Genomic DNA, 20,288 nt, shown 5'->3' on the forward strand with positions numbered 1-20,288 from the left:
TCCTGCGTGATCTAAGTCTGGTGGCTGGGAGACTCACGGCGGCGGGTGATGGTTGTGGCAGGTGACCCGGGTTCCTTGAGGGGGAGTTCGGCCCAGACGGTCTTGCCGACAGTGCGCTCCGTGACGCCCCAGGCCTGCGCGAGCAGTGATACGAGGATCAGGCCGCGGCCGTTGGTGGCGTCCGGGTCGGTGACGTAACGGAGTCGGCGGTCGTGGCGGGCGTCGCTCACCTCGATACGGACCGTGTCCTCGGGAGTGAGCCTGAGGCGGAGTTCGAAGTCGCGGCCGGGGACTCTGCCATGGGTGACGGCGTTGGCGGCGAGTTCGGCGACGACCTGTTGGGCGGTGTGGTTGACCTCGCTGTCGTAGGGGTGGCCCCAGGTGTCCAGCTGGTGCGCGGTCAGGCGTCGGGCCAGGCGGGCGCCGCGAGGCGTGGCGCTGAGGCGGGTGGAGATTTCGGTGTTCACGTGACTGAGCGTGGTGGGTTGTCTTTACGCTGGCCAGGTGCGACTCGGCGACGGTGGGTAGTTGTACGGGTGCGGTGGGTTGGGTGTACGGCTTGTCGGGTGGGAGGGGTGAGGTGGGTGAGCGAGCGGAGGGCGGAGACGCCTGCGGAGGTGGAGGGGACGACCGGGTTGTTCGTCGCGCTCGGCAAGATGCTGAGGTTCCTGCGCGAGCGGAAGGGGCTGACGCAGAAAGAGTTCGGGGAACTGGTGGGATACGGACCAGACGCTGTCTCGGCCATGGAGCGCGGGGTGCGGACGCTGCGGCCCGAGGTGCTCATCAAGGCGGATGAAGTACTCGGCGCCGGTGGGTTGTTGCTGGAGGTGATCCCGGAGGTCGAGTCGGCGATGACGAAGGCTCGGACTCGGCATCCGGAGTGGTACCGGGATTACGCGGGGTTGGAGGCGGAGGCGGTTGAGCTGCATTTCTACGCCAACAACGGCGTCCCCGGGCTCTTGCAGACCGAGGATCACGCACACGTCGTCTTCGCGAAGCGGCGGCCGTTTCTCGACGAGGAGACGATCGAGAGGCGGGTCGCGGACCGGCTCTCACGACAGCAGGTCTTCGAGCGTCGGCCAGCGCCGATCGTGAGCTATGTCCTCGAAGAGGTTGTGCTGGACCGGCCTATCGGCGGGCAGCGCGTGCACGCGGACCAGCTGCGTCGCCTGCTGAGCGTGGGGCAGATGCAGAACGTCGAGATCCAGGTGATGCCGACGGCGGTTGAGGAACACCCCAACCCTGGAAGCGGGTTCAACCTGCTGGTGCCCAAGGGGCATGGACAGGTGGCTTACACCGAGGCTCAGGGGTATCCCCGGTTGATCACCGATCCGGAGGAGGTCCGGAAGATCGCGGACCGCTATGGAATCATGCGGGCGATGGCGCTCTCCCCCTCGGATTCCCGGAAGTTGATCGAGCAGAAGCTGGAGGAGCTATGAACAACGAGCAGCTCACCTGGTTCAAGTCCAGCTACAGCGACGGCGAGGGCGGCGAATGCCTCGAAATCGCCACCTGCCCCCACACCATCCACCTCCGCGACTCCAAAACCCCCGAGGCCCCGCACCTCACGCTGGCCCCTTCCACCTGGGCTGCCTTCATCGGCGTTTTCAAGTGACCGTTGGGGCCGCCGTGCCCCTCCCCAGCCTCCTCGCCGTCCTCGCCCACCCCGACGACGAGTCCCTCTCCGCCGGTGGCGTCCTCGCCCAGCACGCCGCCTCCGGTGCACGCACCGCCGTGGTCACCGCGACCTGGGGCGAAGACACCCACCGTGCCGGTGAGCTGGCGGATGCGCTGCGCATCCTCGGCGCCGGGAAGCCACGGATGCTGGGGTACGCCGATGCGCGCGTGCCGGAGTCGGCGGCCGGCCGCCCGCGCCTCTGCGACGCGCCTCTCGACGCCGTCGTAGGGGAACTCGTCGCGCATATCCGGGAGTTCCGGCCCGATTTCGTCGTCACTCATGACGCCTACGGCGGGCTCACCGGGCATCCCGACCACATCCACACCCACCGGGTGACCGCCCTCGCGGTCCAGGCAGCCAACTGGCCGCACCTCTACCCCGAGGCCGGCGGCCCTGGCAGCCCACGGCCCTCTACCTCGCCACCCACCCCGACTCCGCCGCCCGTGAGCTGGGCGGGCAGCTTATGCGGCCGGGGCGGGCCTGGTACAGCGTCCCCGACGAATGGATCGCGGCCGCCATCGACGTAAGCCCTTGGATCGATACGAAGCTCCGCGCCATCGCCGCCCACCGTAACGAGGTCGTACGCGGCGCCCTGCCCGGGCGGCTCGCCGCGTTGCCGTTCGCTGAGCGGGCCCGGCTGATGTCCACGGAGTGGTACGTCGGCCACGGCGCCGCAAGCCCCGCGCCGCCCCGGCCGACGTTGTGAACCCCGCCCTCAGCGCTCGTACAACCCCTCGATCTCCCGAGCGAACTCCTTCATCACCGTCTCCCTCCGCAGCTTCATCGACGGTGTCAGATGTCCCTCCGCCTCCGTGAAGTCCCGGGGCAGGACCTCGAAGCGGCGGATGGATTCCGGGCGGGAGACCAGCTTGTTCGCCTCGTCCACCGCGCGCTGCATGATGGCCCGCAACTCGTCGTCGCCCGCCAGAAGTTCGGCCGGGACCGGGTGCTTGCCGTTCATCTGGCGCCAGTGGGTGATGCCCTCCATGTCGAGGGTGATCAACGCCGCGACATAGGGGCGGCGGTCGCCCACCACCATGCACTGGGAGATCAGGGGGTGCTGGCGCAGCCAGTTCTCCAGGGGGGCTGGGGCGACGGTCTTGCCGCCCGCCGTGATCAGGAGCTCCTTCTTTCTGCCGGTGATCGTCAAGTAGCCCTCGTCGTCCAGGCTGCCGATGTCGCCCGTGGCGAACCAGCCGTCCGTCGACGCCGGAGTGACACCGCCCGCGTTCGGGTCCCAGTAGCCGCGGAACACCGGGCCGCCCGCGAGGAGGATCTCGCCGTCCGCCGCGATGCGGACCTTCATGCCGGGGAGGGGCCAACCGACCGTGCCCAGACGGGACTTCAGCGGAGGCGTCACCGTCGCCGCGCCCGTCGACTCCGTCAGGCCGTAGCCCTCGTAGATCTCCATGCCCGCCCCGGCGAAGAACGCGGCGATGTTGCGGCCGAGCGGTGAGCCGCCGGAGATGATGTGGCGGACCCGGCCGCCCATGGCGTTGCGGATACGGCGGTAGACCAGGGGGTCGTAGAAGGTGCGGGCGGCCTTCAGGGCCGTACTCGGGCCTCCGCCCGTGCCCGCCGCCTTCGCCTCCAGCGCCTCGCCGTAGCGGATCGCCACGTTCGCCGCGCGGTCGAAGGCCGAGACCCGGCCGCCGCTCTCCGCCTTGGCGCGCGCGTTGTTGAAGACCTTCTCCAGCATGTAGGGGATGACGAGGAGGAACGTCGGGCGGAAGCTGGCCATGTCCGCCAACAGGTCCTGCGACTTCAGGCTCGGCGCGTGGCCCAGGCGGACCCGGGCCCTGATACACGCCACCGCCACCATGCGGCCGAAGACATGGGACATGGGGAGGAAGAGGAGGGTCGCCAGTTCCTCGTCCGAGCGGGACTTGAAGACCGGGTGGAGGATCTCGATCGCGTTGTCGACCTCGGCGAGGAAGTTGCCGTGCGAGATCGCGCAGCCCTTGGGGCGGCCGGTGGTGCCGGAGGTGTAGATGACGGTGGCGAGGGTGTCGGGGCCCAACATGCCCCGGCGCACGTCGACTTCGGCGTCGGGGACCTGGGTGCCGAGCTCCGCCAGGCGGTCGACGTGGCCCTTCTCGATGACCCACAGGTGGCGCAGGTCGGGCAGGCGGTTCAACTCCGGGCCGAGGGCGGAGGCTTGGGACACCGTCTCCGTCACCAGGGCCACCGCGCCCGAGTCCTGGAGGATCCAGCGGGTCTGGAAGACGGAGGAGGTGGGGTAGATGGGGACCGTGACCAGGCCGGCCGCCCAGGCGGCGAAGTCGAGGAGGGTCCACTCGTAGATCGTGCGGGCCATGACGGCGATACGGTCGCCGGGCACAAGGCCCTCCGCTATCAGGCCCTTCGCCAGTGCCAGCACCTGTGCGGCGAAGTCGGCCGCCGTCACGTCCGACCAAGCCCCGTCCGGCGTACGCCGACTGAGGACCCGGTCCCCGGGGGCCGCCTCCGCGTTCTCGAACGGCAGGTCGGCCAGGGAGCCGTGCGTCACCGGCGGCACGACCGGCGGGACCGCGACCTCCCGGACCTCGCCGTCCAGCCGGCGTATCTCCGGTGCCACGAGCACGGGCGCGCCGTCGTAGTCGGTGGCAGCGGCATAGGGCAGGGACGACGACATGGGCAGCTCCTGGGGCGCGCAGCTGGATACCGCTCTGCTGCATAGGTACGCACCGGGCGTACCCGGACGTTCACCGGCGAGTGCGACTTGTGGGGTTACCGGCGGTTAGGGGTCGTGGGGGACCCGGCGATCCTAGGAGGCGCAGGTGGCGAGCTTGTGAGGGTTCAGGGAGCCTCTCGGGCCGGGTCTGTGCAACATCTGGCGCAAAGTGAGCGTTTGTCAGCTATGCGTGAACCAATGCCGGGAAACGGCCCTTACTACGGCCCTTACTTCGGCCGTTCCAGCACCGCCGTCACCCCCTGCCCGCCCGCCGCGCACACCGAGATCAGCCCGCGCCCCGAACCCCCGCGCTCCGCCAGCAACTTGGCCAGCGTCGCCACGATCCGCGCGCCGGTCGCGGCGAAGGGATGCCCGGTGGCGAGGGACGAACCGGCCACGTTCAGGCGGGCCCGGTCCACCGGGGCCAGCCCCGCCTTCTCCCAGGCCGCCAGCGTCGCCAGCACCTGGGACGCGAACGCCTCGTGCACCTCGACGAGGTCGAAGTCGTCCATCCCGAGCCCGGCCCGCTCCAGCATGCGCGGCACGGCGTGCGCCGGGGCCATCAGCAGGCCCTCCTCGGCGGGGTCCCCGGCGACGAAGTCCACGGCCGCCGTCTCGTACACCGTCAGATACGCCAGCGGTTGCAGACCGCGCTGCTCCGCCCACTCCTCCGAGGCCAGCAGGACGACCGCCGCGCCGTCGGTGAGGGGCGTCGAATTCCCCGCCGTCATGGTCGGGTCGGGTCCGTCGACGCCGAACACCGGTTTCAGTGCGGCCAGTTTCTCCACCGTCGAGCCCGGGCGCAGGTTCTGGTCCCGGTCCAGACCCCGGAACGGCACCACCAGGTCCTGGAAGAAGTCGCGTTCGTACGCCGCCGCCAGCCGCTGGTGACTCGTCGCCGCCAGCTCGTCCTGGGCCTCGCGCGAGACACCCCAGGCGTGTGCGGTGACGGCCGCGTGCTCGCCCATCGACAGACCGGTGCGGGGCTCGGCGTTGCGCGGGATGTCGGGGACGAGGTGGCCGGGGCGGACGCGGGCGAGCGCCTTGAGGCGGCCCCCGAGGGACTTCGCCCTGCGGGCCTCCAGCAGGATGCGCCGCAGGTCGTCGTTGACGCCGAGGGGCGCGTCGCTCGTGGTGTCCGCGCCGCCCGCGATCGCGGACTCGCTCTGGCCGAGGGCGATCTTGTTGGCGGCGGCGATGACCGCCTGGAGCCCGGTGCCGCAGGCCTGCTGGATGTCGTACGCCGGGGTCGTCGGCGCCAGCTTCGAGCCGAGGACCGTCTCGCGGGCCAGGTTGAAGTCGCGGGCGTGCTTGAGCACGGCACCGGCGACGAACTCGCCGACCGCGCCCGGCTGTTCGAGGCCGAAGCGGGTCACGAGGCCGTCCACCACCGCCGTCAGCATCTCCTGGTTGGAGGCGGTGGCGTACGGGCCGTCGGAGCGGGCGAAGGGGACGCGGCTGCCGCCGACGATCGCGACCCGGCGCGTCACGGGTGCCCGAAGAAGGCTCATCTCGACCTGCTCCTCATGCGTGACATAGGCGTGTGTGACATAGGATTACCTCCGGTAACCTTACTCCAGAGTCAGCAAGAGAGCACCGAGTGGGGAGACGGCCATGGCCGACCGCTATCTGCGCTTCACCGGCACCGCGCCCGGCCGTTTCCTGACCCGCCGACTGGGCCTGCCGCAACCGGCGGAACTCATCCGCTGGTCACCCGAGAGAACCTCTCTCCAAGGCGAGGTCCTCCACCTCACCGCGGGCAAGCCGGCGCCCACAGCTGTGGAGCACCCCTCCGCCGTCGTCCTCGACGCCACCGGCGTACAGGACGTCGACGGCCTCGCCGGCGTCCACGCGGCCCTGCACCCCGTCGTCCGGTCCGTCGCCGCGAGCGGCCGGATCGTCGTCCTCGGCGCCCCCCTCGACCCCGCCGACCACCACCAGGCCGCCGCCCAGCAGGCCCTGGAGGGCTTCACGCGCTCGCTCGGCAAGGAGATCGGCCGGGGCAGGACCGTCAATCTCGTACGGCTCACCGACCGGGCCGCCGCCGAGTCCACCCTGCGCTTCCTGCTCTCGCCCAAGTCGGCCTATGTGAGCGGGCAGGTGATCGAGGTGGGCGCCGCAACGGCAGCGGTCACCGTCGACCCGGACCTGCCCCTCGCCGGTCGCACCGCCCTCGTCACGGGCGCCGCACGCGGGATCGGCGCGGCCGTCGCCGAGACGCTGGCCAGGGACGGGGCCCATGTCGTCGTACTGGACGTACCGCAGGCCGAGGCCAAGGCGCGGGAGCTCGCGCGTCGACTCGGTGGCAGCGCCCTCGCGCTCGACATCACCGCGGCCGACGCGGGCGAGCGCGTCGCCGCGGAACTCCCCGACGGCATCGACGTGTTGGTCCACAACGCCGGGATCACCCGGGACCGTCGGCTCGTCAACATGCCTGCCGACCTGTGGAGTTCGGTCCTCGACGTCAATCTCGCGAGCGTACTGCGCACCACGGACGCACTGTTCGCCGCCAAGGCGATCAAGGAGAACGGCCGGATCGTCGCCACCGCTTCCATCGCGGGGCTCGCCGGGAACGCCGGGCAGACCAACTACGGGGCCAGCAAGGCGGGTGTGGCCGGCCTGGTGCGCTCCCTCGCGCCGCGCGCGCTCGCCGAGCACGGGGTGACGGTCAACGCCGTGGCCCCCGGGTTCATCGAGACGAAGATGACGGCCGCGGTGCCGCTCCTCATCCGTGAGGCGGGCCGCCGGATGAACTCCCTTGCCCAGGGCGGCCTTCCGGTCGACGTGGCCGAGACGACGGCCTGGCTCGCGCACCCGGCGTCGGGTGCGGTGAACGGGCAGGTCGTACGGGTCTGCGGCCAGAGCCTGCTGGGGGCGTGATGACGGACGTCACCCTGCGCCGCTCCCCCGCGCTCGCCCCACTGCTCGCCCGGGGCGCGCTGCTGTCCCTCTTCAAGCGGCCCCGCCCGGACGCCGACTTTCCCCGCACTCGCCTTGTCCTGCCCGCCCTGCGCGTCGATCTGGCTCGGCTGGCGGCGTACGAGAGGGTGTGCGGGTTCGCCACGGGCGACGACGCGCTGCCGGTGACGTATCCGCATGTACTCGGCTTCCCGCTGGCGATGCGGCTGATGAGCGCCCGGGAGTTCCCGCTGCCGCTCCTCGGCCTGGTCCACACGTCGATCGGGATCACCCGGCACGGGCCGCTGCCCGCGACCGGGGCGTACGAACTCACGGTGTACGTCGCCGAGTTGGCACCGCACCGGCGCGGCACGGAGGCGACGGTCGTCACGGAGGTGCGGGTCGGCGAGGACGTCGTATGGGAGTCGCACAGCACCTACCTGGCACGGCACCGCACCACGACCGCGACCGCGACCGCGTCCGAGCCGGCGGCCGAGCGCGTCGGGCAGGCGCCGCTGCCCCCGCTCGCCGAGTGGCGGCTGGCCGGTGACATCGGCCGCCGGTACGCCGCCGCGTCCGGCGACCGCAACCCCATCCACCTCCACCCGCTCACCGCCCGCCTCTTCGGCTTCCCGCGCTCCATCGCCCACGGCATGTGGACGGTCGCCCGCTGCCTCGCCGCGCACGGCACCCCGCACGTGGGTGAGGTGCGGGCGGAGTTCAGGGCACCGGTGCTGCTGCCGGGGACGGTGACGTACGGGGCGGAGGGCGACCGCTTCGAACTGCGCGGCGGGGACCGGGTCCATGTCACCGGCGTGGTGAACGACCGGGTCACCGACGGACGTTGACCCCGCCGATGAGCCCCCAGGCGTCGATGCGGACGGTCGGCCCACCGGGCGCGGCCGGGCCGTCGTCCCGCACCCCGCCCAGCCGGATGCCGTGCACCTCCACCCGCACCTCGGGCCGGACCCTGAGGCTCACGCCCCCGATCAGGCTCAGCTTGGTGATACGCAGTTCGGCGCCGTCCGGGATGTCGACGTCCGTGAGGTCGATGTCGGCGCCGCCGATGAGGGAGGCGGTGAGGGTGCGCTCATGGAGCGTCGCGCCCTGGAGACGGTGACCGCCGATCAGGCTCACCTTGATGTCGGTCTTCCGCGGCTGCTGTTCCCCGTTGCTCTTCGTCATGGGGACGAAGGTACGGCCGGAGCCTTCCCCTCCCCCAGTGTCCGGCGTCCGGCATCCCTCATGACAACTGTCATGCCTCGGCGGCGACCACGGGCGGCGACCAGGGCCGCCCCTCCATGAGGTTCCCCAGCCCGGCCCAGGCGAAGTTCATGAGGGTGGCCGCGGCCTGCCGTGCCGTGACACCCGGCGTCGCGTTGGCCCACGCGGCAAGTGACTCTGCGGCCCCCACCAGCGCCTCCGCCAGCCCGGCGACCTCCCGTTCGGGCAGATCCGGATCGCGGTGCGCCTCCCGGGCCGCGACCACGATCAGCTGCGTCACGAACGCGACGATCTCCTCCCGCATCGCCGTGACCTCGGCGACGAACGCCTCACCGTGGATCCGGGCCTGCAAATGCAGCACGGACCAGCCGTCGGGGTTGCCCCCGGTGTGGGTGAAGAACGCCAGCAGCCCGTCCCAGAGCTGCCGGTCGGCGGGCAGATCGGTGCGCACGCCGACCCTGATCGCCGCGGTGAGCGCGTCGGCCTCGCGGCGGATGCAGGCGGTGAAGAGGTCTTCCTTCGAGTTCAGATACAGGTACACCAACGGCTTGGACACGCCCGCCAGTTCGGCGATCTCATCCATCGACGCGGCCATGTACCCCCGCTGCCCGAAGGTCCGCACGGCAGCGTCCAGCATCTGCTGCTCCCGCACCGCCCGCGGCATCCGCTTGCTCCTCACGGCACCCATGGGGCAAGCCTACGGGCGGATTTCACAGAAACTTCCCTCAGCGCCCCGCCCAAGCGAGACAGCGAGGACGGGCCGCGAGAGCCGAAGCGGCTCAGGAAGCCTGCGGTGCCTGGTCGCCCTGTGCTCGCGCCGCGTCGTCCGCGCCGTCCTCCTGGTTGCGGTTGGCGTCCAGGTTGGACTTCATGCGGTCGACGCGCTCGGCGACCTGGATGGAGGCGCGGTCACGCTCCTTGCGCAGGACGACGAAGCTGATCGGGGCCGAGATCAGCAGGGAGAGGAGGACGATCCACATGCCGTTGGAGTCGCCGAGGCCGCGCGGGGCGACGCCGGAGTAGACGAGGCCCCAGACGACCACGAGGCAGCCCACGAAGATCCCGAGGCGCATCAGTGTGTAGCGGAGCATCTCAATCCACTCTTCCGTTCCGGCTGAAAGTTCCCCTGAACATTCCCAAAGGGCACCTTCCAGTGAAGCACGCCCCCTCCCCGATCTTGCAGGGGGCCTCAGGTCACCGAGCTCCTCAGAACAGCGGCAGCCACATCATGATGTCGTCGCGATAGTCCTCCGCCGAGACCCGCAGCCCGCCCGGCACCCGGCCGACCTCCTTGTACCCGGCGGACGCGTAGAACCGCTCAAGCCCGAGCCCACCCCGGCAGGTCAGCTTCAGCGCTTCCAGGCCGAGAGATCGCGCGTGCTCCTCCACCGCCGCCAGCAGAGCCCGCCCGTGCCCGCCGCCCTGCAGCGCCGGGTCGACCATGACCGTGTAGAGCCAGGCGTAGTGGCTCTGGAGGCGGTGCGCGTTGAACCCGAAGAAGGCGGTGGCCCGCAGCCCGCCCTCCGCATCGAAGCCCGCAAGCAGCCGATGCCGCCCCGCCGCGGTCGACTCCGCGTACCGGTCCACGTCCGGCCGTACGTCCTCGTACGTCGTCGTCCCGACGAACCCGACCGCCCCACCCGCGTTGTTCACGTCCACCCACAGGCGGGTCAGCTGGTCGAGCAGGGTGGGGGTGACCTCGGGGTCGAGGCGGTACGTCAGGTCCATGATCCCCGAGTCTAGGCAGGGCCCCCGTTCACCCCAGGGCCCGGGCGGCCACCCCCAGATCGGCCACGAGTCCCCGGTACGCCGCCTCCCGGTCGTCCGACCTCAGCACGGCGGACGGATGCACGGTCGGCACCAGCCGCTCGGCCCTCCCGTGGATCTCCTTCTCCAGCACGGTCCCCCGCACCTCCGTCACCCGGAACGACGACCCGAGCAGCGCCTTGCCCGCGGTGGCACCGAGAACGACGATCAACTCCGGCTCCACGACCGCCAGTTCCGCCGCCAGCCAGGGCCCGCACGCGGTCATCTCCCGCAGACTGGGCGCCTTGTGGATCCGCCGCTTACGCGGCTCGGCCCGGGTGAACTTGAAGTGCTTCACGGCGTTGGTGACATACGCCTCCGCCGGATCGATCCCGGCTTCGGCAAGGGCCCGGTCGAGCAGCTTCCCGGCGGGCCCGACAAAGGGTTTCCCTTGCCGGTCCTCCTGATCACCGGGCTGCTCACCCACGAGCATCACGCGCGCGGACGCCACACCCTCACCGAAGACAGTCTGGGTGGCGTCCCGGTGCAGCGGGCAACCCCGGCAGTCGGCGGCGGCGCGACGGAGCGCAGGGAGCCCGCCCCGGTCAGGAACAAAGGGCTCTGCGGTGTACAGATCCTCGGGCGCCTTCGTGATCATGCGCCCCGAGTACCCACCTGAGGGGCGCGGGGAACTGCGCGACCAGCCCCCACCCACCCGCAGACAAAAAAGGGCGAGGTCACACCCTCATCGGCTGAGGCGACTCCCGACGCCCCGCGTCAGGCCCCTCGTACTCCCGAATCACCTCGTACCGAGTGTTCCGCTCCACCGGCCGGAACCCCGCGTCCCGGATCAGGTCCAGCAGATCGTCCCGCGTCAGCTTGTTCGGCGTACCGAAGTTGTCCGCGTCGTGGGTGATCTTGTACTCGACGACCGAGCCGTCCATGTCATCGGCGCCGTGCAGCAACGCCAGCTGCGCGGTCTGGACGCCGTGCATGACCCAGAAGACCTTGACGTGCGGAACGTTGTCGAAGAGCAGCCGCGAGACCGCGAAGGTCTTCAGCGCCTCCGCACCGGTCGCCATCTGGGTACGGGCCTGGAGCCGGTTGCGTACCTTCCCGTCCTTCATGTCGACGAAGTCGTGCTGGTAGCGCAGTGGGATGAAGACCTGGAAGCCGCCGGTCTCGTCCTGGAGCTCCCGCAGCCGCAGCACGTGGTCGACACGGTGGCGGTGCTCCTCGATGTGGCCGTAGAGCATGGTGGCCGGGGTCTTCAGACCCTTCTCGTGCGCCAGCCGGTGGATGCGGGACCAGTCCTCCCAGTGGGTCCTGTGGTCCACGATGTGCTGCCGGACCTCCCAGTCGAAGATCTCGGCGCCACCGCCGGTCAGGGACTCGAGGCCCGCGTCGATGAGCTCGTCGAGGATCTCGGACGCCGTCAGCCCGCTGATCGTCTCGAAGTGGTGGATCTCCGTCGCCGTGAAGGCCTTCAGGGAGACGTTCGGCAGGGCGGCCTTCAGCTCGCGCAGGGAGCGCGGGTAGTAGCGCCACGGGAGATTCGGGTGCAGGCCGTTGACGATGTGCAGCTCGGTGAGGTTCTCGCCCTCCATCGCCTTGGCGAGCTTCACCGCCTCCTCAATGCGCATCGTGTACGCGTCTTTCTCCCCCGGCTTGCGCTGGAAGGAGCAGTAGGCGCAGGAGGCCGTGCACACGTTGGTCATGTTGAGGTGCCGGTTGACGTTGAAATGGACCACGTCACCGTTCTTGCGCGTGCGCACCTCGTGCGCGAGCCCGCCCAGCCAGGCCAGGTCGTCCGACTCGTACAGCGCGATGCCGTCCTCGCGGGTCAGCCGCTCACCGGCCCTGACCTTCTGCTCCAGCTCGCGCTTGAGCCCGACGTCCATGCGTGACACCTCTCTCAGACCGACTGCGGATAAACCGTACGCCTACGCCTCTTCCGGAAGCTCTCCGACCCGGTTCTCCCACTTGGTGGAGAGCACGATGGTGGTACGGGTCCGGGAGACACCCTTGGTCCCGGACAGCCGCCGGATGATCTTCTCCAGGCCGTCGACGTCGCTCGCCCGCACCTTGAGCATGAACGAGTCGTCGCCCGCGATGAACCAGCAGTCCTCGATCTCCGGCAGGTCCTTCATCCGGCGGGCCACGTCCTCGTGGTCGGCGGCGTCGGAGAGGGAGATGCCGATGAGGGCGGTGACGCCGAGGCCGAGCGAGGCGGCGTCGACGGTGGCGCGGTAGCCGGTGATGACACCGGCCGCCTCCAGCCGGTTGATGCGGTCGGTGACGCTGGGTCCCGACAGACCGACGAGGCGGCCCAGCTCCGCGTAGGAGGCCCGGCCGTTCTCCCTCAGGGCCTGGATGAGCTGCCTGTCCACCGCGTCCATGCGATCGAAGCCTTCCGCTGAAGAGGATCCCGAAAGTTCCCGAAGTGATGAGAGGTACTGCGACTTGCTCAGATGGCGCCTACGTCGTGCGGGTTCCGGACCCGCCGCCGAGTTCGCCCTTCCACCGCCGGTACAGCCGGTGCTCGACCCCGGCCGCGTCGAGGACCCGTCCGGCGACGAAGTCGACGAGGTCCTGGATGTGGGTGGCCCCGGCGTAGAAGGCGGGCGACGCCGGTACGACGGTCGCGCCGTGGTCGTCGAGGGCGACGAGGTGCCGCAGCGTCTGGCCGTTCAAGGGGGTCTCCCGTACGGCGACGACGAGCGTGCGGCGCTCCTTGAGGGTCACGCTCGCGGCACGCTGGAGCAGGTCCTTGGAGAGCCCGAGGGCCACTCCCGCGACGCAGGCGGTGGAGGCCGGCACGATCAGCATGCCCTTGCTGGGATACGACCCCGAGGACGGCCCGGCCGCGAGGTCACCGGCGTTCCAGTACCGCACGCGCGCGATGTCGGCGTCGAAGGTCCCCGGCTTTCCGTCGGCCCCCCTGGCCAGCCATTCCCGCAGGTCGTCCTGCCAGTGCGCGTCCCGGAAAGCGATCTGGGTCTCGTCCAGCAGCGTCAGCCGCGAGGCCCTGCTGACGACCAGGTCGACGTCCTCCCCCGCCTCCAGCAGCGCCCGCAGCACCGCAGCCGCGTACGGCGTCCCGGAAGCTCCGGACACCCCCACGATCCAAGGCACGCGCTGCGTTTCTCCTGCGTTCACCCTCCCGAGCCTACCGGCGGGTCAGGGAGACTTCAGGACCGGTGGGGCGCTTCGGGGTCGACGGGGAGGCCCCGCCATGGCTGTCCGAGCCGCATCCGAGCCGCATCCGAGCTACACGGTCAGGCCCCGGACCAGCAGATCCAGCAGCGCGCACACGAACAGGGCGATCCCGATGAAGCCGTTGACGCTGAAGAACGCCCTGTTCAGGCGGGTCAGGTCATGCGGGCGGACGATGTTGTGCTCGTAGACGAAGGCTCCCGCGACGATCATCAGACCCACCCAGAAGAACCCGCCGGCGTCCGTGGCCACGGCGTACCAGACGAGGAGGGACATGGTCAGGAAGTGGCAGACCCGCGCTCCCCAGATCGCGGCCGGGATGCCGAAGCGGGCCGGGACCGACAGGACGCCGATCTCGCGGTCGGTCTCGACGTCCTGGCAGGCGTAGATCAGGTCGAAGCCGCCGATCCAGATGCCGACGGCGAGGCCGAGGAGCACTGCGTCCCAGGACCACTCGCCGGTGATGGCGAGCCAGCCGCCGACCGGGCCCATCGCCTGGGCGAGGCCGAGGATGGCCTGGGGGTAGTTCGTGAACCGTTTGCCGTAGGGGTAGACGACCATCGGGATGACGGCGACCGGGGCGAGGGCCAGGCACAGCGGGTTCAGCAGGGCCGCCGAGCCCAGGAAGATCACCACCGCGACCAGCGCGCCCGTCCACGCGTGCCTGACCGACATCGCGCCGGTCACCAGCTCACGCTGGGCCGTGCGCGGGTTCCGGGCGTCGATCTCGCGGTCGATGATCCGGTTGACCGCCATGGCGAAGGTGCGCAGGCCGACCATGCAGATGGTGACCAGCAGCAGCCGGCCCCAGTGGATGTTCTTGTCCCACTCGAACATCGCGGTGAGCGCCGCGATGTACGCGAAGGGCAGCGCGAACACCGAGTGCTCGATCATGACCAGTCGGAGGAAGGCCTTGGTGCGTCCCGGCTGGGGGATCGCGGCAGACGCTGAACTCACAGTCCGTATTCCTTCCACCGGCGGTCCACCTTCGCCGCCGTCTCCGGGTCCGACACCACCATGTCGGGCCAGCCGCCGTCGCGCGTGTAGCCCTCCTCGGGCCACTTCCTCGTCGCGTCGATCCCCGCCTTGCCACCCCAGAACTGCTGGTAGGAGGCGTGGTCGAGATGGTCGACCGGTCCTTCGACGACCGACAGGTCGCGCGCGTAGTCCGTGTTGCCGAGGGCCCGCCACGCCACCTCGTGGAGGTCGTGGACATCGCAGTCCGAGTCGACGACCACGATCAGCTTCGTCAGGGACATCATGTGGGCGCCCCACACAGCGTGCATCACCTTTTGGGCGTGCTTGGGGTACTTCTTGTCGATCGAGATGATCGCGCAGTTGTGGAAGCCGCCCGCTTCGGGCAGGTGGTAGTCCAGGATGTCCGGCACGATGATCTTCAGCAGGGGGAGGAAGAAGCGCTCCGTCGCCCGGCCCAGCGGTCCGTCCTCTGTCGGGGGCCGTCCTACGACGATCGACTGAAGCAGCGGCCGCTTGCGCATCGTCACGCAGTCGATCGTCAGCGCGGGGAAGGGTTCCTGCGGGGTGTAGAAGCCCGTGTGGTCGCCGAAGGGCCCTTCCGGCAGCATCTCTCCCGGCTCCAGCCAGCCCTCGATGACGACCTCGGCCTGCGCCGGCACCTGGAGCGGCACGGTCTTGCAGTCGACCATCTCGATCCGCTTGCCGGCGATGAACCCGGCGAACAGGTACTCGTCGATGTCACCGGGGAGCGGGGCGGTCGACGCGTACGTCACGGCCGGCGGACAGCCGAAGGCGATCGCGACCGGGAGGCGTTCACCCCGGCGGGCCGCCACCTGGTAGTGGTTCCGGCTGTCCTTGTGGATCTGCCAGTGCATGCCGATCGTGCGCTTGTCGTGGCGCTGGAGGCGGTACAGACCGAGGTTGCGGATGCCGCTCTCGGGGTCCTTGGTGTGGGTCAGGCCCAGGTTGAAGAAGGAACCGCCGTCCTGCGGCCAGGTGAACAGCGCCGGGAGCTGGTCGAGGTCGACGTCGTCACCGGTGAGGACGACCTCCTGCACGGGCGCGTCCCCCGACTTCACCTTCTTCGGCGGTACGTGCGTCATCGCGCCGAGCTTGCCGAAGGCCTCCCGCACACCCACGAAGCCGTGCGGCAGCTCGGGACGCAGCAGCCCGCCGATCTTGTCGGAGATGTCCTCGTACGACTTCAGCCCCAGCGACTTCAGCAGCCGCCGGTCGGTCCCGAAGACGTTCATCGCGAGGGGCATCGAGGAGCCCTTCACGTTCTCGAAGAGAAGCGCGGGGCCGCCTGCCTTGTTGACCCGGTCGACGATCTCCCCGACCTCCAGATACGGGTCGACCTCGGCCTTGACGCGCTTGAGGTCGCCCTCGCGTTCCAGGGCCCTGAGCAGCGAGCGAAGATCGTCGTAAGCCATGCGTTCCAGTATCCGGTACCGGCTACCCTGGCCCCGTCACCGGGGCCGTCCCACGCCCCGCCACCATCTCCTGGGGGAACGCACCACTCATGCTCAGGTATCTGCCCTTCCTGCTGGTCCTGGCGCTGTGGATCTACGCCTTCATCGACTGTCTGAACACCCCCGAGGAGCAGGTCAAGGGGCTGCCGAAGGTGGTCTGGGTGATCATCGTGCTGCTCTTCGGCGAGGTCCTGGTCGGCCCGGTCGCCTGGCTGGTGGCCGGCAAGCAGCGGGGGCCCGCCACGGCGGGCGGCGCGCCGACGGGCGGAGCCCGGTTCGTCGCCCCGGACGACAATCCCGAGTTCCTCAAGTCCCTCGCCGAGGACAACAAGAAGGACGAGGCCCTCCTGAAGGACTGGGAGGCCGACCTCCGTCGCCGCGAGGAAGAACTCCGCAAGAAGGAACAGGGCGAGGACCCCAAGGACGCCTGATGGAGCTGCGGCTGCTGGTCACCTTCGAGAAGGTCGCGACCGTGCTCAGCTTCACCCGGGCCGCCGCCGAGCTGAGCTACGCCCAGTCCAGTGTCACCAGCCAGATCCGTGCCCTGGAGGACTCCCTCGGCGCCCAGCTCTTCGACCGGCTGGGCAGCCGGATCCGGCTGACGGAGGCCGGGGAGCGGCTGCTGCCGTACGCCCGCCGGATCATCGAGCTGAGCGAGGAGGCGCGGGCGGCCGTCGCCGGGACCGAGGAGCCCTCGGGCACGCTCGCCGTGGGCACCATGGAGTCACTGACCTCGTACCGGCTGTCCCCGCTCCTGGAGTTCTTCCACCACCGCTATCCGAAGGTACGGCTGTCGCTGCGCACGACCCTCGGTGACGAGACCCGGCAGGCGCTGCGGCAGGGCACGTACGACGTGGGCTTCCTGATGGAGGCGGAGACGGCGCATCCGGGCCTGGAGAGCGAGGTGCTGGCGGTGGAGCCGCTGGCGCTGGTGGCGGCGCCGGAACACGCGCTCAAGGGGCGGAAGTTGACGACCGCCGACCTCCTGGGCCGGCCCCTGCTGGCCACCGAACCCGGCTGTGCCTACCGTGACTTGTTCGAGCGGGAGCTCAACTCGCTCGGCGGACCGGCCGACTTCATGGAGTTCGGCACGATCGAGGCCACCAAACGCGCGACGGCGGCCGGTCTCGGCATCGCGCTGCTGCCGGAGATCACGGTCGCCGCCGAACTCGCGGAGGGCTCCCTCGTACGACTGGACTGGGAACCGCCGTTCACACTCCGGACGCAGCTCGCGTGGCGGTCCGGGAAACGGCTGCCGGCGCATGCCCGGCTGTTTCTGGAGCAGGCGCGGAAGCTGGTGTCCGAGCAAGGGTGACCTTGAGGCTCGCCAGCACGATCAGCGGGACGCCCAGCGCCTGCACGAGGCCGATGTGGTGGCCGTACACCGCCCAGTCCATGCCCATCGCGACGGCCGGGTAGACGAAGGCCAGGACGGCGATCTTCGAGAGCGGCAGCCGGGCGTAGGCGGCGTACATCAGGACGTACATCAGCCCGGTGTGGATGAACCCGAGTCCGACCAGCCAGCCCCAGCCGCCCGCGCTCGTGCCGCTCATCGCGCCGAAGTCGGCGAAGGGGAGCAACAGCGGGATCCCGACGAGGACTTGGACCAGCGCGATGAGATGCGGCCGGACGCCGGTGATGCGCTTGGTGACGAGGGTGGACAGACCATAGAGGAGCGCGGCGAGCAACGCCTGGCCGACGCCCAGCAGATAGGAGCCGCCGCCGGTGAAGTCCCCTGGTGTGACGCCTGATACGAGGATCAGTCCCGCGAAGGCCAGGCCGATCCAGCCCGCCTTGGCGGCGGTGAGCCGCTCCCGGAAGAGGAGCGCGCCCAGCAGCACCACGTAGAACGGCTGGGTGTGGTAGACGACCGTGGCGACGGAGATCGAGGTGTTCTCGTACGCCTCGAAGAGGAACACCCAGTTGAAGACGATGAACACGCCGCCCAGGACGGCGAGTCCGAGGGTGCGCGGGGTGAAGCCGTGGTCGCGGAGCCAGCCGCGGGCCAGCACGTAACCGCCCAGCGCCAGGGCGCCGAAGACGACGCGGAAGAAGACGACGTCGAAGGGGGAGGCGCCCGACTCGACGACGAAGACGCCGAGGGTGCCGGAGAGGATCATGGCGGTCGCGAGTTGCGCGATGCCCTTGCGCTCGGAAGTCATGTCGGAAGTCATGTCGGAAGTCATGTCCTGACCGTAGGAGCGGGCATCGGCGCAGGTCCACGCGCCAGTGGGGCGTCCTGCCGATGGGCCCATCGGCCCCGCCGATGGGTGCGGGCCGGACGCCGGCCGGTGCGTGCAGGTTGTACGCCGGTGGGCCGTCCGATGCGGACAATGCGCCCCTGCCGGGCGGGCCGTCGGGGCCGGACACTTACCTCGCATGACGACTGCCACCACGGCCGGCACGGCCGCCCCCGCGTACGGCGACAAGGTCATCGCCGTCGAGACGGCCGGCTCGGAGCCGATCCCCGACGCCGAGCGCCACGGTAGCCCGCTCCAACTGCTGTGGACCTGGGCGTCCCCCAACATCGAGTTCGCGACGGTGTACATCGGCGTGATCTCGGTGCTGTTCTTCGGGCTGAGCTTCTGGGAGGCGACGGCGGCACTGCTGCTGGGCACGGGCCTGGGCGCGGTGACGCACGGCGTGCTGTCGCTGGACGGGCCGCGCTTCGGCGTCCCGCAGATGGCGATCGGCCGGTTCGCCTTCGGATACCGCGGCAACCTGCTCCCGTCCGGGGTCAACGCCTTGGTGGCGGGGGTGGGTTGGTTCGCGGTGAACAGCGTGAGCGCGGCTTTCGCCCTCAACACGCTGACAGACCTGCGGCCTCTCCCCTCCCTGTTGATCGTGGTCGCGGCCGAGATCGTGATCGGCTTCATCGGCCACAACTTCGTCCACGCCTTCGAGAAGTACGCGTTCCCGGCACTGGCGGTGATCTTCCTGCTGGCCGGGGTGTGGACCTTCAAGGAGGCCGGTGACCTGGGAGCCGGCGCGGGCGGCGGCATCGGCGGCTTCCTGCTGGCGTTCAGCACGGCCTGGGGGTACGCGGCGGGCTGGAACCCGGGGGCGTCGGACTACTCGCGCTATCTCCCGCGTACGGCCGGCCGGTTGCGGACGGCCGTGTATCCGGCGGTGGGCCTGTTCGTGTCCATCGCGGTGGTGTCGGTCATCGGCGCGGCCTCGGCGACGATCGTGGCACCGGAGAACGCGACCCCGACGGGCGCCTTCACCGGCCATCTCCCGGGCTGGCTGAGTGACTTGGTGCTGCTGGCGATCATCCTGGGCGCGGTGTCGGCGAACGCGCTCAACGTCTACTCGTCGGCGATGTCGATCACGTCGCTCGGGCTGAAGCTGCCCGCCTGGCTGGGGCGGAGCGCGATCGTCGTGCTGTGCGGGCTCGCCGGTACGGGGGCGGCGTGGGCGTCGCTGGCGGACGCCGGGCACGCGTACGAGGCGTTCCTGCTGGTGATCGCCTACTGGGTGGGGCCGTGGCTGGGCGTGGTGCTGGTGGAGCGGTGGCTGCGGGCGCGGACGCCGGTGCCGGAACTGGCGGGGCGGCTGGGCGACCGGCGGTTCTCCAACTGGCCCGGAGTGGCAGCCCTGTTGGCGGGCATCGCGGTGTCGGTGCCGCTCTTCTCCAACCAGGAGAAGTACGTGGGGTGGGTGCCGGAGCGGTGGCCGTCCTTCGGGGACATCACCTGCCTGGTCGGGTTCGCGGTGAGCGCGGGGCTGTACGCCGCCCTGCGCAAGGCCGCCAAGCCGGCTCAGTCCTCCGCCGCGTAGGCCTGGTCGACGTACTCCACCCTGATGTACCGGGCGCCGAACGCCTTCTCGACGAGGGGTGCGGCCGTCCCGGGATCGTCCACGCCCACCCGCACGAACCCCCGCTCGTCGACCCCGACCTCACGCAGCTGGAAGGTGCCGTCCCAGCGCCTCATGTCCTCGCCGATCCGCTCGGCGAGGGCGTCGAGGGTCCTGCGGTCGACGTCGGCGGGGTGCAGCCGCAGCTTCACGCCCTCCTCGGCGGCGTCGCAGACGGCCGTGTCGAAGTCGTGGCCGGGGATGCGCCAGACGTCGGCGGCGTTGGCGTCCTCGTCGACGCCCATGCCGGTGTAGACGTCGGCGTACTCGCCCGCGGCCAGCTTGTCGATGCGGCCGAGGGTGCGCTCCAGCGGTGTGTCACCGCCCAATGACGCGGCGCGGGTGCCGACGCACCAGTCCTCGGCGGGCGGCGAGGGCGGGACGGTCGCCTCGACCTCGACGTCCGCGTGCCCGTTCTCCGACGCGTCGATGTACAGGGCCGCCCCCACCACCACACCGGCGGTGGCCACGGCCGCCACGATCCAGCTGCGGTTCCTCATGCGACTGTGACGCGGGAGCGGGCGAAGAGGTTCAGCGGGGTTCA

The 20,288-nt window shown here is 70.3% G+C and carries 22 protein-coding genes and 1 pseudogene; 8 read left to right on the top strand and 15 right to left on the bottom strand.

The window, feature by feature from the left end; translation table 11 throughout:
* Window positions 1-11: 11 nt before the first annotated feature.
* Window positions 12-467 carry an ATP-binding protein gene (locus OG866_RS18620; RefSeq protein ID WP_329336094.1) on the bottom strand — a complete coding sequence of 152 codons (456 nt, stop codon included), beginning with the start codon at window positions 465-467 and terminating at the stop codon, window positions 12-14.
* A gap of 117 nt (window positions 468-584) precedes the next feature.
* Here OG866_RS18620 and OG866_RS18625 point away from each other — a divergent pair, with 117 nt between their 5' ends.
* The 3 genes and pseudogenes from OG866_RS18625 to OG866_RS18635 all read left to right on the top strand — a co-directional run bounded on the left by OG866_RS18625 (window position 585) and on the right by OG866_RS18635 (window position 2,384).
* Window positions 585-1,439, top strand: a complete 855-nt coding sequence (locus tag OG866_RS18625) for a helix-turn-helix domain-containing protein (protein WP_329336096.1) — start codon at window positions 585-587, stop codon at window positions 1,437-1,439.
* A complete protein-coding gene (locus tag OG866_RS18630) occupies window positions 1,436-1,615 on the top strand; it encodes a DUF397 domain-containing protein (RefSeq protein ID WP_329336098.1) in 180 nt (59 codons plus the stop codon). Before OG866_RS18625 ends, OG866_RS18630 begins: the two co-directional genes overlap by 4 nt.
* A gap of 14 nt (window positions 1,616-1,629) precedes the next feature.
* Window positions 1,630-2,384 (top strand): annotated as a pseudogene (locus tag OG866_RS18635) (PIG-L deacetylase family protein).
* Between the two features lie 9 nt (window positions 2,385-2,393).
* On the opposite strand, the gene OG866_RS18640 reads toward OG866_RS18635, so the two are convergent.
* Both OG866_RS18640 and OG866_RS18645 read right to left on the bottom strand, forming a co-directional pair.
* Window positions 2,394-4,313, bottom strand: a complete 1,920-nt coding sequence (locus OG866_RS18640) for an AMP-dependent synthetase/ligase (protein WP_329336100.1) — start codon at window positions 4,311-4,313, stop codon at window positions 2,394-2,396.
* A gap of 266 nt (window positions 4,314-4,579) precedes the next feature.
* Window positions 4,580-5,863 carry an acetyl-CoA C-acetyltransferase gene (locus tag OG866_RS18645; RefSeq protein WP_329336103.1) on the bottom strand — a complete coding sequence of 428 codons (1,284 nt, stop codon included), beginning with the start codon at window positions 5,861-5,863 and terminating at the stop codon, window positions 4,580-4,582.
* A 103-nt stretch (window positions 5,864-5,966) separates the two neighbouring features.
* Here OG866_RS18645 and OG866_RS18650 point away from each other — a divergent pair, with 103 nt between their 5' ends.
* Window positions 5,967-7,232 carry a 3-oxoacyl-ACP reductase gene (locus OG866_RS18650; RefSeq protein WP_329336105.1) on the top strand — a complete coding sequence of 422 codons (1,266 nt, stop codon included), beginning with the start codon at window positions 5,967-5,969 and terminating at the stop codon, window positions 7,230-7,232.
* The gene (locus OG866_RS18655) at window positions 7,232-8,098 is read left to right on the top strand and encodes a MaoC family dehydratase (protein WP_329336107.1); all 867 of its coding nucleotides are present in this window, start codon (window positions 7,232-7,234) and stop codon (window positions 8,096-8,098) included. The genes OG866_RS18650 and OG866_RS18655 overlap by 1 nt, the downstream gene beginning before the upstream one ends.
* Here the strand turns inward: OG866_RS18655 and OG866_RS18660 are convergent.
* From OG866_RS18660 to OG866_RS18705, 10 genes are all read right to left on the bottom strand, one after another.
* Window positions 8,082-8,435: a hypothetical protein gene (locus OG866_RS18660; protein ID WP_329336109.1), complete on the bottom strand. Its 354-nt coding sequence runs from the start codon at window positions 8,433-8,435 to the stop codon at window positions 8,082-8,084. The two genes, OG866_RS18655 and OG866_RS18660, sit on opposite strands and share 17 nt — an antisense overlap.
* Window positions 8,436-8,505: 70 nt before the next feature.
* The gene (locus tag OG866_RS18665; protein ID WP_329336111.1) at window positions 8,506-9,162 is read right to left on the bottom strand and encodes a TetR/AcrR family transcriptional regulator; all 657 of its coding nucleotides are present in this window, start codon (window positions 9,160-9,162) and stop codon (window positions 8,506-8,508) included.
* A gap of 91 nt (window positions 9,163-9,253) precedes the next feature.
* The gene (locus OG866_RS18670; protein WP_329336113.1) at window positions 9,254-9,565 is read right to left on the bottom strand and encodes a DUF4229 domain-containing protein; all 312 of its coding nucleotides are present in this window, start codon (window positions 9,563-9,565) and stop codon (window positions 9,254-9,256) included.
* A 115-nt stretch (window positions 9,566-9,680) separates the two neighbouring features.
* Window positions 9,681-10,202 (bottom strand): GNAT family N-acetyltransferase, encoded by a 522-nt coding sequence (locus tag OG866_RS18675; RefSeq protein ID WP_329336115.1) that lies wholly within the window; start codon window positions 10,200-10,202, stop codon window positions 9,681-9,683.
* Between the two features lie 28 nt (window positions 10,203-10,230).
* Window positions 10,231-10,878 (bottom strand): UdgX family uracil-DNA binding protein, encoded by a 648-nt coding sequence (locus OG866_RS18680; protein WP_329336117.1) that lies wholly within the window; start codon window positions 10,876-10,878, stop codon window positions 10,231-10,233.
* A gap of 79 nt (window positions 10,879-10,957) precedes the next feature.
* The gene (gene mqnE / locus OG866_RS18685) at window positions 10,958-12,121 is read right to left on the bottom strand and encodes an aminofutalosine synthase MqnE (protein ID WP_329336119.1); all 1,164 of its coding nucleotides are present in this window, start codon (window positions 12,119-12,121) and stop codon (window positions 10,958-10,960) included.
* Window positions 12,122-12,163: 42 nt separating this feature from the next.
* Window positions 12,164-12,619 carry an Lrp/AsnC family transcriptional regulator gene (locus OG866_RS18690; protein WP_079306730.1) on the bottom strand — a complete coding sequence of 152 codons (456 nt, stop codon included), beginning with the start codon at window positions 12,617-12,619 and terminating at the stop codon, window positions 12,164-12,166.
* A gap of 79 nt (window positions 12,620-12,698) precedes the next feature.
* Window positions 12,699-13,355 carry a UbiX family flavin prenyltransferase gene (locus OG866_RS18695; RefSeq protein WP_329336123.1) on the bottom strand — a complete coding sequence of 219 codons (657 nt, stop codon included), beginning with the start codon at window positions 13,353-13,355 and terminating at the stop codon, window positions 12,699-12,701.
* 135 nt (window positions 13,356-13,490) lie between these two features.
* Window positions 13,491-14,393 carry a menaquinone biosynthesis prenyltransferase MqnP gene (mqnP, locus tag OG866_RS18700; protein ID WP_329336125.1) on the bottom strand — a complete coding sequence of 301 codons (903 nt, stop codon included), beginning with the start codon at window positions 14,391-14,393 and terminating at the stop codon, window positions 13,491-13,493.
* Window positions 14,390-15,847: a menaquinone biosynthesis decarboxylase gene (locus tag OG866_RS18705; protein WP_329336127.1), complete on the bottom strand. Its 1,458-nt coding sequence runs from the start codon at window positions 15,845-15,847 to the stop codon at window positions 14,390-14,392. The genes mqnP and OG866_RS18705 overlap by 4 nt, the downstream gene beginning before the upstream one ends.
* Window positions 15,848-15,936: 89 nt before the next feature.
* Between OG866_RS18705 and OG866_RS18710 the strand changes: the two genes are divergently transcribed.
* Complete coding sequence (locus OG866_RS18710) at window positions 15,937-16,317, top strand: PLD nuclease N-terminal domain-containing protein (RefSeq protein WP_329336129.1); 381 nt, start codon at window positions 15,937-15,939, stop codon at window positions 16,315-16,317.
* Window positions 16,317-17,201 (top strand): LysR family transcriptional regulator, encoded by an 885-nt coding sequence (locus tag OG866_RS18715; RefSeq protein WP_329336131.1) that lies wholly within the window; start codon window positions 16,317-16,319, stop codon window positions 17,199-17,201. Before OG866_RS18710 ends, OG866_RS18715 begins: the two co-directional genes overlap by 1 nt.
* On the opposite strand, the gene OG866_RS18720 is transcribed toward OG866_RS18715, so the two are convergent.
* Window positions 17,098-18,048 (bottom strand): DMT family transporter, encoded by a 951-nt coding sequence (locus tag OG866_RS18720; protein WP_443063647.1) that lies wholly within the window; start codon window positions 18,046-18,048, stop codon window positions 17,098-17,100. The genes OG866_RS18715 and OG866_RS18720 overlap by 104 nt on opposite strands.
* A 217-nt stretch (window positions 18,049-18,265) precedes the next feature.
* Here OG866_RS18720 and OG866_RS18725 point away from each other — a divergent pair, with 217 nt between their 5' ends.
* Complete coding sequence (locus tag OG866_RS18725) at window positions 18,266-19,666, top strand: purine-cytosine permease family protein (protein ID WP_329336132.1); 1,401 nt, start codon at window positions 18,266-18,268, stop codon at window positions 19,664-19,666.
* On the opposite strand, the gene OG866_RS18730 is transcribed toward OG866_RS18725, so the two are convergent.
* The gene (locus OG866_RS18730) at window positions 19,648-20,244 is read right to left on the bottom strand and encodes a hypothetical protein (protein WP_329336134.1); all 597 of its coding nucleotides are present in this window, start codon (window positions 20,242-20,244) and stop codon (window positions 19,648-19,650) included. The genes OG866_RS18725 and OG866_RS18730 overlap by 19 nt on opposite strands.
* Window positions 20,245-20,288: the final 44 nt, after the last annotated feature.

Source organism: Streptomyces sp. NBC_00663, assembly GCF_036226885.1.
In the GTDB taxonomy this organism is placed as follows: Bacteria; Actinomycetota; Actinomycetes; order Streptomycetales; family Streptomycetaceae; genus Streptomyces.